At 32.5% G+C, this 13,984-nt stretch carries 12 protein-coding genes; 10 read left to right on the forward strand and 2 right to left on the reverse strand.

What is annotated here, in order from left to right:
• Nucleotide 1: 1 nt before the first annotated feature.
• Both isaB and LQ622_RS10435 read right to left on the reverse strand, forming a co-directional pair.
• The gene (gene isaB, locus LQ622_RS10430; protein WP_051575462.1) at nt 2–553 is read right to left on the reverse strand and encodes an immunodominant staphylococcal antigen IsaB family protein; all 552 of its coding nucleotides are present in this window, start codon (nt 551–553) and stop codon (nt 2–4) included.
• A 228-nt stretch (nt 554–781) separates the two neighbouring features.
• Nucleotides 782–2,002 (reverse strand): MFS transporter, encoded by a 1,221-nt coding sequence (locus tag LQ622_RS10435; protein ID WP_185805761.1) that lies wholly within the window; start codon nt 2,000–2,002, stop codon nt 782–784.
• 173 nt (nt 2,003–2,175) lie between these two features.
• On the opposite strand from LQ622_RS10435, the gene LQ622_RS10440 reads away from it, so the two are divergent.
• From LQ622_RS10440 to LQ622_RS10485, 10 genes are all read left to right on the forward strand, one after another.
• The gene (locus tag LQ622_RS10440; RefSeq protein WP_204188332.1) at nt 2,176–3,165 is read left to right on the forward strand and encodes a siderophore ABC transporter substrate-binding protein; all 990 of its coding nucleotides are present in this window, start codon (nt 2,176–2,178) and stop codon (nt 3,163–3,165) included.
• A gap of 75 nt (nt 3,166–3,240) precedes the next feature.
• Nucleotides 3,241–3,816, forward strand: a complete 576-nt coding sequence (locus LQ622_RS10445; RefSeq protein ID WP_239762636.1) for a GNAT family N-acetyltransferase — start codon at nt 3,241–3,243, stop codon at nt 3,814–3,816.
• A 527-nt stretch (nt 3,817–4,343) separates the two neighbouring features.
• Nucleotides 4,344–5,651, forward strand: a complete 1,308-nt coding sequence (locus tag LQ622_RS10450; protein ID WP_239762719.1) for an LLM class flavin-dependent oxidoreductase — start codon at nt 4,344–4,346, stop codon at nt 5,649–5,651.
• A gap of 9 nt (nt 5,652–5,660) precedes the next feature.
• Nucleotides 5,661–6,230 carry a GNAT family N-acetyltransferase gene (locus LQ622_RS10455; protein WP_204194492.1) on the forward strand — a complete coding sequence of 190 codons (570 nt, stop codon included), beginning with the start codon at nt 5,661–5,663 and terminating at the stop codon, nt 6,228–6,230.
• Nucleotides 6,231–6,264: 34 nt separating this feature from the next.
• Entirely contained in the window at nt 6,265–6,891 is a 627-nt protein-coding gene (locus LQ622_RS10460) for an amino acid ABC transporter permease (RefSeq protein ID WP_048541896.1), read from the forward strand.
• Nucleotides 6,892–6,900: 9 nt separating this feature from the next.
• Nucleotides 6,901–7,656 carry an amino acid ABC transporter ATP-binding protein gene (locus LQ622_RS10465; protein WP_037590060.1) on the forward strand — a complete coding sequence of 252 codons (756 nt, stop codon included), beginning with the start codon at nt 6,901–6,903 and terminating at the stop codon, nt 7,654–7,656.
• The gene (locus LQ622_RS10470) at nt 7,656–8,993 is read left to right on the forward strand and encodes an MmgE/PrpD family protein (protein WP_126476414.1); all 1,338 of its coding nucleotides are present in this window, start codon (nt 7,656–7,658) and stop codon (nt 8,991–8,993) included. Before LQ622_RS10465 ends, LQ622_RS10470 begins: the two co-directional genes overlap by 1 nt.
• Nucleotides 8,994–8,996: 3 nt before the next feature.
• Complete coding sequence (locus LQ622_RS10475; protein WP_103361257.1) at nt 8,997–9,770, forward strand: transporter substrate-binding domain-containing protein; 774 nt, start codon at nt 8,997–8,999, stop codon at nt 9,768–9,770.
• 629 nt (nt 9,771–10,399) lie between these two features.
• A complete protein-coding gene (locus tag LQ622_RS10480; RefSeq protein WP_037590058.1) occupies nt 10,400–11,911 on the forward strand; it encodes a PTS mannitol transporter subunit IIBC in 1,512 nt (503 codons plus the stop codon).
• 24 nt (nt 11,912–11,935) lie between these two features.
• On the forward strand, nt 11,936–13,978 hold the full coding sequence (locus LQ622_RS10485) for a BglG family transcription antiterminator (RefSeq protein WP_025905500.1): 2,043 nt from the start codon (nt 11,936–11,938) through the stop codon (nt 13,976–13,978).
• The last annotated feature ends 6 nt before the right edge of the window (nt 13,979–13,984 follow it).

Genomic DNA, 13,984 nt, shown 5'->3' on the forward strand with positions numbered 1-13,984 from the left:
ACTATTCAACTATCGTATAGAAATCAATTCTCGTTACAGTACCTGTTTCATCAGAAGTGAAGGCAATTTTATAACCATTTAAACTCCAAGAATATTGACCTTCAACACTTCTTGGACTGCCTGATTTACTGAAATCTGTACCGTATGAATCAACTACATCATCTATTGATAAATTAAATTGATTTGCATTTGTCGGTTGTGCATTAGCATCTAAACCGTAGTTACTATATACATTTAAATTTTGATCATATAAATTTATATTTTTAGCTTCATCTTGATGTTCTTTAGCATAATCTTCATGTGCAGGTGTTTCATATCCATTTAACGTGAAATTACCTGACTCAAATCCTTTTTTGAATGTATCCGTTATGAAAAATCCAGGGTCATAACTCACATATCCATTGTAATAAGAAGTATAAGGTTGAGAAGCTTGGCTATCCATATTACTGTTGCTCGCCGCATCAACGGAATGACCGTTATCCGCCGCGCCTACCGTAAATACTGTCGCTACTGCTAAACCGGTTGAAACAAAAACTTTTGAAAATTTGTTCATTCGATTACTCTCCCTTTATATAGATTATGTATCATAAGACGATACACCTTCATCCTACACTTTTAAATTTCAATTACAAGGAATATTAAATAAAACATTTATTTGTTTTTATTACTTTTGTTTAATAGTAATCATTTTAATAAATTTAAAAACCCCAACCCGATATTTTCGAGTTGGGGTTTAATATATATTTTATTCTAATCCTTCTTTTGCTTTATCAATAATGTCTCAAATTACACCGTCATGTTTTTTAATAAATGTGTAAAGATAAGCCAAGATAAAGCATAATATTGCTGTAATGCTGAACGAAATAATATAGAATACTGAATTAATGTCAAAAAGTATACCTGCAACTAAAATTCCAAAAGGCATCATTACTTGTGACATTGTTTGTGACAATGCTAAATATTTACCTTTTATTTGTTCTGGCACATTTTTTTGTACATAAATGTTTATCGGTACATTACTCAGTACAACGCCGCTTCCGATAATAAATATACTTATAAAATATATTACAAGTATCGATAATTTATATAAATCTGTTATAAACGGAATACATAAGATGAGTATTCCCACAGCTAAAGTAATCATGGCAACTTGCATATTTGCTACAAGTGTTCCTTTATTCTTCAACTTAGGATAAATCAAACCAAACAATATACCTGCTAACGGAAATCCTGTTTCAATGATTCCTAACTGTTTAGAATTCATATTAAATATAGTGACAAAACTTCCTGGAATACCTACCGTAACGAAACCAAACATAAAGTTAATGATAGATCCTGATAATAGTATTAAAAATATATCTTTATTTGATTTCAAAAATTTAAATACAACTTTATAACTGTTAAAGAATGTATCCTTAACTTCTTCATAGACTTTATTTGCTAGAACTTTATTAAACGCAATATTAAGCACTATTATTAATGAAATGAGTTCAGTTACAAACATAATAATCATAAAAGTCTTAATATCGAAATAAGCGTATACTATTCCACCTAAAATTGGAGCCCCAATTTGTAATACATTCTGAATGACATTTCTATATGAAACTGTTTGATCTATAAAACGTTCACTAACTAAACTTAATAAACCACTGTTAAAAGTGAGTGATACAGCCATATCTGTAACTGTCAAAATGATTACAATTATGTATATGTATAGAAGTTGGTTTAAACTATTTGGTATTAAGTAAATACTTATAATTGATAAAATCGAAATGCACTGCATAGATATGATAAATGCTTTTTTATTAATCTTATCTATAAAATATCCGATAGCAGTACTGCCCAATATAAATATGAGCGAATATATAATCATAATATTAGAAAAGGCTTGTACACTTCCTGTTATCTTTAAAACATGAAATGAAAGCGCAAAGGTAAATAATTTACTGCCAATAATGCTAAAAAAGGTAAATAAAATAATAAATATATAGTTTTTCTTCATATTGCATACCACCATATCATGACTTACTTTAATTATATACAAATTATCCTATGTGTGGAATAAGTAAATATGCAACCTCTAAAACATTTCCAATTTTTAAGATTAGCACTTGTTATTCTCAAATAATTTTGTATAATTGAGAAATGTTATCAATTAGAAAATGGGAGGCAATTATGAAAAAGTATATTACCGTCATCGTTTGTGTACTTTTATTATTATCTGCGTGTAGTAATAGTAAAGATGAAGTCAGTCATAAAGATACTGTCACAATTAAGAAGACTTTTGAATATAAAGAAAAGAATAAAGATCATAATAGAGGCAAGAAAAAAACTGAAACTGTAACAATACCTAAGAATCCTAAAAAAGTTATTGTCATGGATTATGGCGCTCTAGATATTATGAAAGATTTGAAATTACAAAATCATATAACGGCTATTCCTAAAGGTCCAAATGGTGATTTCTTACCAAGTTATTTATCAGAGTTTAAAGATGATAAATATACCAATTTAGGGAATCCCGGCAGACCGAATTTTGAAAAAATCGCTGAAGAAGATCCGGATTTAATTTTAATATCATTTAGGCAAGCTTACACTAAAAACTTAAAAGAATTTAAAAAAGCTGCACCAAACGCAAAAGTACTTTATGTGAGTCCGGATGATGATCGTTACATAGAATCTGTTAAGGAAAATGCCCAAAATATTGGAAAAATATTCGATAAAGAAAGTGAAACTGAAGCACTCATAAAGAAACTTGATCAAAAAGTTAAATCTGTAAAAAGTAAAGTGAATGACGATACCGTTATGTTTGCGAATATTGACCAAAAAGGCATTAAGACATACGGTAAAACTGGTAGATATGGTGGCTTTTTAAGTGGTGATTTAGGTATCAAACATATCGATCCTGACATGCCAGCAAACTCAAGCGGACAGTTAGTGTCATATGAATATATCGCTGAAAAGAATCCAGACAAAATCTTCTATATAAATAGAACAGATGATGATTCTAAAGGATTACCACAAGAACTTAAAAATCCAGTCATTAAAAACGTCAGTGCAATCAAAAATAAAGATATACTGAAATTCGATTCCAACACATGGTTCTTCGGTTCTGGTGGCATTAGTTCAACAATTAAACAATTAGATGATATAGAGAAAGCTTATTAATTCTATAATTTATACACCCCTTTTGTAATGGTATAATGTAATAAATTACACATATTTTTACAAAGGGGATTTTTAATGTATACAGATAAAGAATTAACTTTTCGTACGAACAGGTTGACGATTCGACCTTTAAATTATGATGACCACAAAGTTTGGGTTGAAGGTTTTGAAAATCGCTACCCTTCGCAATATAAACACGACAAAGGGAAAATCAATATGGAAGAATGCGACGAAACTTGGTTTAAAGCACTCGTTGATAAACAACAAGCGCTCATTAAACAAGACGATACTTTTATATTTGGAATATTTTTAGAAAATGGCAAACATGTAGGCATGCTGGATATTAAAGTATTAAGCAGATCAGACTTCCAATGGGGAGAATGTGGCTATTTCTTGCACAACCAATTTTGGAATCAAGGTTATGCATTTGAAGCTATGAAAGAACTCATCAGTCAATGTTATAAAACATTAAAACTTCATCGAATAGAAGCACATATTAATGTAGATAACGAACCTTCTAAAAAACTCATTAAAAAATTAGGATTTGAATTTGAAGTATTAAGAAAGAACTTTATTTATGAATTTGATGAATGGACAGATAACGAAGTATATTATATTAACTTACATAACGAAAAATTGATAGAATCTTAAAGATTGAGCGACCCGAAAACATTGTTTTCGGGTCGATATTTTTATTTATCGGCCTGATAATCCCGTTTTCAGGTCGATATTTTTATTTATCGGCCTGTAAATCCCGTTTTCGGGTCGATAATTTTATTTATCGGTCCATATTTTCCGTTTCTGGACCGGTAATTTATTTTATCGGTACATATTTCTCACTTCTGGACCGATAATTTTTCGTATCGGTCCACATTTCCCATTTCTGGACCGGTAATTTTATTTATCGGTCCAGAAATCTTCGCCAACATAACTCCATCAATCCCTCCACCCTATTTTAATATATTTTAATAATATTATTAATCAAATTCCACTTATAAAAACCCGATTTAACAAGCATAACATTCAATTTTTTATATCATCATACAAATGTTCACAAATAGTACATTATTTTAATATTAATCCCTAATAAAATTGTCAGATTTAATTGACAATTGTTAAATTTAAGTGGTATTCTTTATATCTTATTAAAACTATCGGATTAAAATGTTTGGGAGGATATTATGACAACACATAAACATATAAAATTAGGTCTCTTTTTAGCGGGATATGGTCATCATGTGGCGAGTTGGCGCCATGAAAAGGCTATTGAAAAGGGTCCTATGGATTTAAATCATTTAATTAATACTGCTCAATTAGCTGAGAAAGGTTTATTCGATTTAGTCTTTCTTGCTGATAGCTTATTCGTATCTGAAAGTTCACATCCAAATATATTAAGTAGATTTGAGCCGTTTACGCTTTTATCTGTTCTTTCTACAGCAACGACTAATATCGGATTAGCTGCTACTGCTTCTACTACATACAGTGAACCTTTCCATATAGCACGTCAATTTAGTTCTTTAGACCACTTAAGTCACGGAAGAGCTGCTTGGAATATTGTTACTTCTTCAATAACTTCTACTGCTGAAAATTTTAATGGCACTAAGTTAATGGAACATGAATTACGTTATGAACGCGCAAATGAATTCGTCGAAGTAACGAATAAGTTATGGCGCTCATGGGATAAAGGTGCTTTAGTTCGTGACAAAGAAACTGGCGCATTTATTGATGCATCAAAATTACATACGATTGATCATGAAGGAAAACATTTCAAAGTAAGTGGTCCTTTAAATATTGAACGTTCTCCACAAGGAAGACCTTTATTAATACAAGCTGGTTCTTCTCCAACAGGAACGGATTTAGCTTCAAAAGTAGCTGATGTTATCTTTACAGCACAAACTCAAATTGAAGATGCTCAGAACTTTTATAAACAGTTAAAAGAGAAAGTATCTAAACAAAATCGTAATCCTGAAGAAGTTTATATCATGCCAGGATTATTCCCTATTTTAGGTGATACAGAAGAAGAAGCGCATCAAAATTATCAAGAAATTCAAGATTTAATCTTACCTGAAGTTGGATTAAGTATATTGGCACCTTATGTTGGAAATATCGATTTATCACAGTATGACTTAGATACTAAGTTTGCCGATTTAGATCTATCTACAGGTAACGGTGTGCAAAGTCGATTTGAAATTATTCTTAAAGAAGCGATTAAAGACGATTTAACGTTAGAAGAAGTTTATAAAAAAGTTGCTGGTTCTAGAGGTCACCATATCTTTGTAGGTACACCAGAACAATTAGCAGATAAGATGGAAGAATGGTTTAAATCTTCTGCTGCAGATGGTTTCAACATTATGCCACCTATTCTACCATCACAATTTGAATTATTTATCAACAACGTTATACCAATTTTACAAGAAAGAAATTTATATAAAGAAGCTTATTCAGAAGGAACATTACGACAAAAATTAGGCTTAGAAAATGAATAGAGGTGCTCTATGGAAACAATCGTTAGACGTGCAACTGAAGATGATATTCACGACTTAATCAATTTAATGTACGAAGCCTACGAGCCCATTCGAGCACTAGGTATTAATTTTCAGTCTGCTAACCCAACCGAAGCTTCAATACGTAAAAATTTAGAAGAAAATATTTGTTTCGTACTTGAATCTGGTGATGAAATTGTCAGTACACTTTCATTACGAATGCCATGGAGTGACAACCCTGGACCATACTATTTCCCCCATATATGGTGGTTCGCAACATCACCTAAATATAAAAATAAAAAATTCGGGTCAAAACTTTTAAATTATGTAGAAAATGATTATTTACTGAAGCATTTAAACGTTCCAGCCGTTTCACTTGGTACTGCTGATCATCACCCGTGGTTAATAGATATGTACGTCAAAAAAGGCTATCAAAAATTTGGTAAGCAAGACTTAAAAAAAGGACATATTACGCAATATTTAGTGAAAGTCCTTAACCAAAACAAATTTAAAGGTACACAAGAACTTAAAGAAAAATTTAATCAAGTCATATTCGAAGAAGGTGAAACAATTGAAATTTGATCCAATATATTTTCTACAAACATTTCCAAAATTAATGCCCTATTTACCTATTACATTGTCACTAGCTGTTATTTCACTAGTCATTTCAATCTTAGGTGGATTAGTTATCGCATTAATTTTACGTACTAAATTACCCGTACTTAAAGAACTTGCTCTACTATATATTTCGTTCTTTAGAGCCATTCCGAGTTTAGTACAACTATTCTTAATTTATTACGGGCTACCACAACTTATTCCAGGTATGAGAGTTGTTGATGCCTTAACAGCAGCTGTTATCGGTTTAAGTATTAAAAATGCAGCTTACTTAGCAGAAATTTTCAGAGCGGCTATTACATCAGTAGATAAAGGTCAATTTGAAGCAGCCCATTCTATCGGACTCAACAAATTCCAAACTTACCTTAAAATTATACTGCCACAAGCAACACGTAATGCCATACCAGCATCAGGTAATATTTTTATCGGTTTAATTAAAGAAACATCACTTGTATTTACATTAGGTGTTACTGAAATATTCGCGAAAAGTAAATTATTATCTGCCGCTTCATATAAATATTTAGAAACATTCTTAGCTGTCGCAATTGTATATTGGTTAATTACGATTATATATACATACTTGCAAAGTTTATTAGAGAAAAAACTCAACAAACCTTATGAAAGTTAGGTGTCATTCATGATTTCAATACAAGGTATTAAAAAATCTTTCCACAAAACACCTGTATTAAAAGGTATAGATATAGAACTTAATAAAGGTGAAGTCCTTGCGATTATTGGACCATCTGGATCAGGAAAGTCCACTTTATTAAGATGTTTGAACTGGTTAGAAGTGCCAGATGAAGGCATTATTTCAATAGATGATATATCAGTAGATGCAGAAAATTATAAAAAGAAACAAGTTCAACAACTTATTCAAAAATCAACAATGGTATTTCAGCATTATAACCTTTTCAAAAATAAATCCGTTATGGAAAACGTCACACAAGGACTTATTACAACTAAAAAGTTACCTAAAGATGAGGCATATGCAATTGGCGAAAAATATTTAGACCAAGTCGGTTTATTAAAATTCAAAGATAAATATCCTGCAACTTTATCTGGAGGTCAGCAACAACGTGTTGGTATAGCAAGAGCATTAGCTATGGACCCAGAATTGTTACTTTTTGATGAGCCAACTTCTGCGCTTGACCCTGAACTTGTTTCAGGTGTTCTAAAAATCATTAAAGACATTGCTTCAATGCAGAAAACAATGATTCTTGTAACGCATGAAATGTCATTTGCAAAAGATGTTGCAGATAAAATCATTTTTATGGAAGATGGAAACATTATTGAAAGTGGTACAACTGACGAAGTGTTTAATCAGTCTCACAATTCTAGAACACAATCATTCATAAATAAAATAGAAACTGAACAAGATGAAGAGGTTCTCTAATGACAGATACAGAAGTATTAGTTGAAAGGATTTATCGTCAGTCGAAACATATTTCTACTATTGAAAGAGACAATGCCATTACTGGCATACTTGATTTTATAGCAACAACTTACAGCGCTAACAATCATCATAAAGTCAATGATTTAATACATTTCATTCAAGAAGAAGAAGGATCAGGCAATGCATCTATCATAGGTTATGATGCTCAATTGTCACCTTCAAATGCTGCTTTAGTGAACGGTTTTATTGCACATATTTTAGACTTTGATGATGTTCACTCAAGTATGAGAGGTCACCCTACTGCTGTTATACTACCGAGTTTATTAGCAGTTGCAGAAAACGATACGCAAACTTTCAACCACTTTATAGATAGTTATATTATCGGTGTCGAAATGGCGACTCAAATTGGCGAAACAATTGGTTCTCATCATTACGAACAAGGTTGGCACTCAACATCAACAATCGGCTTATTAAGTGCAACTGCTGCATGTTGTTACTATTTAAACTTAGATGTTCCTTCATTCGCGAATGCTATTGGAATAGCAGTTACACAAGCAAGTGGTTTACGTAACCAATTCGGTTCTGACGTTAAACCATTCCATGTTGGACTTGCATCGCAAAAAGCCTATTTAGCTGCACGTATTTCACAGAAACGCATACTTGAAGGTAATAACAATATGATGCCTGCTTTTTATGAATTATTTGGTACATCAAATCGTTCATTTACACAAATTATTGAAAGTTTCGGCGATCAATGGTCAATTACACATCCAGGAATGTGGTACAAACTTTATCCATGTTGCTCAGCAAATTACCATTTAATCGATGCTATTAATACTATTAAACAAGCACATCATATTTCCCAGGAAAAAGTAGAGTCTGTCAAAATTACTTTTCCTACGAACGGTGATGCAGCATTAAAGTTTAAATCACCAGAAACTGGCTTAGAAGGTGCTTTTAGTGCTGAATATGTATCAGCACTTTTATTACTGGATCAAGAATTAACGGTGGATCAATTTTTAAATAAACCTATTAGTCATGACGTTAATCAACTTATGGAGAAAATCGGTAGACACTACGATGATGACATTCAACCAAGTCCACATGCCCTACCGAAAAATCGATTTACGATCGTCGAAATAACTTTAGTTACGGGTGAACATTTTAAACAAAGAGTAGATGCACCTAAAGGTAGTCCATATAAACCATTAACGAAAGACGAACATCTTAATAAACTCAAACATGCGTCTTATAAGCATTGGGAAAATATAAATGATTTTTATGAAATTAAAGATACTAAAATGTTACAAAACTATATATTTAAAGGAGACATATAAAATATGAAAAAAATATTAACATTTTTACTAATTGGCCTCATCGTATTGGCAGGCTGTTCAAATGATTCAGACAAAAAAGATAAAGGTACAATTGTCGCTGGTACTACAGGACAAAGCTATCCAAATTCATATGAAAAAGATGGTAAATTAGTTGGTTACGACATCGAAGCATTTGAAAAAATCGCTCACGAAGCTGGTTACAAAGTTAAATGGGTAAAAGCTGACTTCTCAGGACTTATGGGACAATTAGAATCAGGAAGAATTGATACAATAGCAAATGCTGTCGCAACAACAGATGAACGTAAAGAGAAATATCTCTTCACAGATGCGTACTCATATATCGGTAGCCAGATCATAACATCATCTAAAAACAAAGACATTAATAGCTATAAAGACTTAAAAGGTAAAAAAGTTGCAGGCGTGTTAGGATCAAATCACACAGAGGCATTAGAGAACTTTAATAAAGAAAATAATTACGGGTTCAAAACTAAAACTTATGAAAACCGTGAAGGCGCCCTACTTGATTTAGAAAACCAAAGATTAGACGGTTATGTCAATTCAGACTCAGTATCAGCTGCAGATAAAAACAAACGCGGGAAAGAAATTAAATTTGTAGGTAAACCATTTAATGTAGTCGGAACTAGCTTCCCATTCACAAAAGAAAATAAAGACCTAAAAGAAGACATCGATAAAGGCGTTAAAAAACTTAAAAAAGACGGCACACTATCTGACCTATCAGATAAATACTTCGGTGTTGATACAACGAAAGAAAAATAGAGAATATATATGAGGCTGAGACGAATTTTATCGTCCCAGCCTTTTTTCGGGTCGATAATTTTATTTATCGGCCTGCAAATCTCGTTTTCGGGTCGATATTTTTATTTATCGGCCTGTAAATCTTGTTTTCGGGTCGATATTTTTATTTATCGGCCTGTAAATCCCGTTTTCGGGTCGATATTTTTATTTATCGGCCTGTAAATCCCGTTTTCGGGTCGATAATTTATTTTATCGGTCCATATTTCCCATTTCTGGACCGGTAATTTATTTTATCGGTCCATATTTATCTTTTCTGGACCGGTAATTATTTTTATCGGTCCATATTTATCTTTTCTGGACCGATAATTCCCACGCATCGGTCCAGAAACCTCCTCTTTTTCCTCACTCTTCTTCTATTTCAACTTTATTTCCTATTTTATATTCCATAACAGTATGAAGCGTCCCTTCAAAAGTGTATAATTACATTACAAGTGTGTATAAGCTATTTGAATACCCCAAAATAAATGTTTAAGACACGCATGTCAAAATGGATGTGACAAAGTTGCATTTACTAATCATTGTATATGTACATACATCTTCGTATGATTAAGTTACAAAATACTTTTTATATAAGGGAAGGTGTGTTCAATATGGCAGAACAAGCTGAAAAGAAAAAAGGCATTGGTCCTAAGGTTCAAGCTTTTGGTTCATTTTTAAGTAGTATGATTATGCCAAACATTGGTGCTTTTATTGCTTGGGGGCTAATTACAGCACTGTTTATCAAAGATGGTTGGCTACCTAATGAAGAACTTTCTTCAATGGTTGATCCAATGATTAAATATTTAATTCCATTACTTATTGCATTTAGTGGTGGTCGTTTAGTTCACGGTTTACGTGGTGGTGTCGTTGGTGCCACAGCTACTATGGGTGTTATCGCAGCATTCCCAGATACGCCGATGTTAATCGGTGCAATGATTATGGGTCCATTACTTGGTTGGTTAATGAAAAAAGTTGACCAATTCTTAGTTCCTAGAACACCTCAAGGCTTTGAAATGTTATTCAATAACTTCTCAGCTGGTATTCTAGCTTTCATCATGGCGATTGTTGGTTTCAAAGGATTAGCGCCATTAGTTGAAGGACTAATGAAAGTCTTAGGTATGGGTGTTGACTTCTTAGTTTCTCATCACTTATTACCATTAGTAAGTATTATTATTGAACCAGCTAAAACAGTATTCTTGAACAATGCAATTAACCACGGTGTCTTAACACCTCTTGCATCTGAACAAGTAGCTCACGCTGGTAAATCTATTCTTTATACTTTAGAATCAAATCCTGGACCAGGTTTTGGTATTCTATTAGCTTATATGGTATTCGGTAAAGGTACTGCAAAAGCAACTTCATATGGTGCTGGTATCATCCACTTCTTAGGTGGTATTCATGAAATTTACTTCCCATATGTTTTAATGCGTCCTTTATTATTAGTTGCCGTTATTTTAGGTGGTATGACTGGTGTTGCAACTTTTAGTATGTTCGACTTCGGTACTACTGGACCAGCATCTCCAGGTTCAATCTTAGCTTATATCGCTATTACACCTAAAGGAAGTTACTTAATTATGTTACTTGGTATCTTCTTAGCAACATTAGTTTCATTTGTAGTTGCATCTATCATCTTAAAATTCACTAAAGACCCTGAAGGCGACATTGAATCAGCTACTGCTGATATGGAAGCTCGTAAAGGTAAAAAATCTTCTGTTAGCGGTGCTTTAACTGGTTCTAAAGAACAAGAAAAAGGTGAAGCTTCTGAAGAAACAGAAGAAAAAGATGAATCTGAAGAACTATTAGATCAATATGACACAGAAAATATTGATGCACATGATTTCTCTAATGTTAAAAAAGTTATCTTTGCTTGTGATGCTGGTATGGGCTCAAGTGCTATGGGTGCTGGTATGTTAAGAAATAAATTCAAAAAAGCTGAGTTAACTGATATTGAAGTTACAAATACAGCTATTAACCAATTACCAGACGATGCTGATGTTGTCATTACGCAAAAAACATTAACAGATAGAGCAATTAAGAAAAATCCTAAAGCCATTCATATTTCAGTAGATAATTTCTTAAATTCACCAAGATATGAAGAATTAATTAACGAACTGAAAAAATAATTTTACACAAAGGAGTGAAGAACGATGATGATCAGTAACCGGGAAAAGAGTATTCTCAAATTACTATCTGAGCGTCTTCACTCTTTTTTAACAATTCATGATATTGCACAAGCACTTGGTATTTCCTCTCGAACTGTTCATAGAGAGATGAAAAGCGTTGAAGATACACTGAATAAATATCACTTATCTCTGACAAGAGTTCCTAAATTAGGATTACGTATTGAAGGAGAACCAGAAGACATTGACAATTTTGTACAATCATTGACTGAGCAAAATACAATCGATTTATCTGATGAAGAAAGAAAAGTTATTATTCTATACAACCTTATTCAATCTAAAGATCCAGTGAAATTATATAGTCTTGCGAATGAAATTGGTTCATCTACGCATACACTTAACAAAATCATTGAACAATTGGAACCTGAATTACACACATTTGAACTTTCATTAGAACGAAGACGTGGCGAAGGTTTGATTCTGAATGGTGAAGAAGTCAACAAAAGGCAGTTACTCGCTAGAATCATGTTAGAAAAATTAGATGGTGATAGCGTGTACTCTGTAGTAGAAGATCATTTCGTATATCATACGTTAAACGAAACACATCTTCGAGGTATTGTTGATATAGATAGATTGTTTAATGTTGAACGCTTGTTAATGGATGAACTCGGTACATTACCTTATACATTAACTGAAGCAAGTTATCTCACATTAACGATTCATATCGTTTTAGCAATTGAACGTATTAAGCAAGATGGACATGTAGAAATTGAGGATGATATTTTAAATGAATTGATTTCGACGGATGAATTTAAAGTATCAGAGAGACTTACCAATGTATTAAGCGATATATATGATGTGACATTTAATCATTCTGAAATTGCTTTTATTACAATGCATTTAAGAGGTGCAAGACGTCGCCACGAAACAACTTATGAAAACAATGATATTCATAAGCAGCGCGTTACCGAACTTATAGAATTTGTAAAAGATCAAGGATTTTCATTTAAAGATGAAGATGCCCTATTCAAAGGACTAAACTTACATTTAGAACCTGCGATTAATAGACTTGAGGCAAACATTGAAACCTACAATCCGCTTACCGAAATGATAGAAACCTATGATCAAGAATTATTTGAAGCTGTTTCATCAGGTTTAAAGATTGTATTCATGAATTATCATTTTCCAAAAAGCGAAGTTGCTTATATCGCACTTCACTTTGGTGGCATGTTACAAGCAAAACAAAGACGTTCATTACATGTTCTCGTTGTATGTAGCAGTGGAATTGGTACAAGCCGTATTCTATCCAATCGTTTGAAACAGCATTTTTCTGAAATCACGCAAACTACCGAAGTTTCTGTCAGTAGTTTGAAGTCGATTGATTTTTCAAAGTATGATGGCATGATTTCAACTGTAGCTGTAGACACAAAGTACCCACATATTACAGTGAATCCTTTATTACCAAAGCAAGACGCTGAAAATGTGAAATACTTTTTGAAATTACAGCAATCTGTTGTCCATGATCCTCAAAATACGCAGAATCAAGAACAACCACTATCATATGAAGATTATGATCGCACTGTAACTTTTATAGAAGAAAGTTTGGCACTGATTCAAAACATGATCGTTGAAAAGAAAAAAGTAACACAGTTAGAACGATATCTCATTCAAACATTGTCGAAGCATCGTGTGATTGATAATACACATACGTTCAGTGAAAAGCTTAACAGCCGGATGAATTTACAAGGCTTTGCATTAACCGGTTATCCAGTTGCTATTCCCCATCTTTCTGATGAATCAATCAAAAAGCCACAATTGATTATTACGGAATTAACAAAACCATTAATGCTAAAAACGATTGAAAATGAACAACAAGAAGTAAATTGGCTTGTATGTATGTTTATTCCGAGAAATTCGGAACAAGGACAACTTATGAGCGAAGTGTCATCCTTAATTACAGAACATTTGGATGATATTGATCAGTTGTTAAATGATAGAGTAAAGATAGAGAACACGCTCAAATCATTTTTCTTAAATAAATTAAAACAAAAACTAACGAAAACGGAGTGAATTAAC

It is taken from the genome of Mammaliicoccus sp. N-M50, assembly GCF_022386995.1.
GTDB classification, from domain to species: Bacteria; Bacillota; Bacilli; order Staphylococcales; family Staphylococcaceae; genus Mammaliicoccus; species Mammaliicoccus sciuri_A.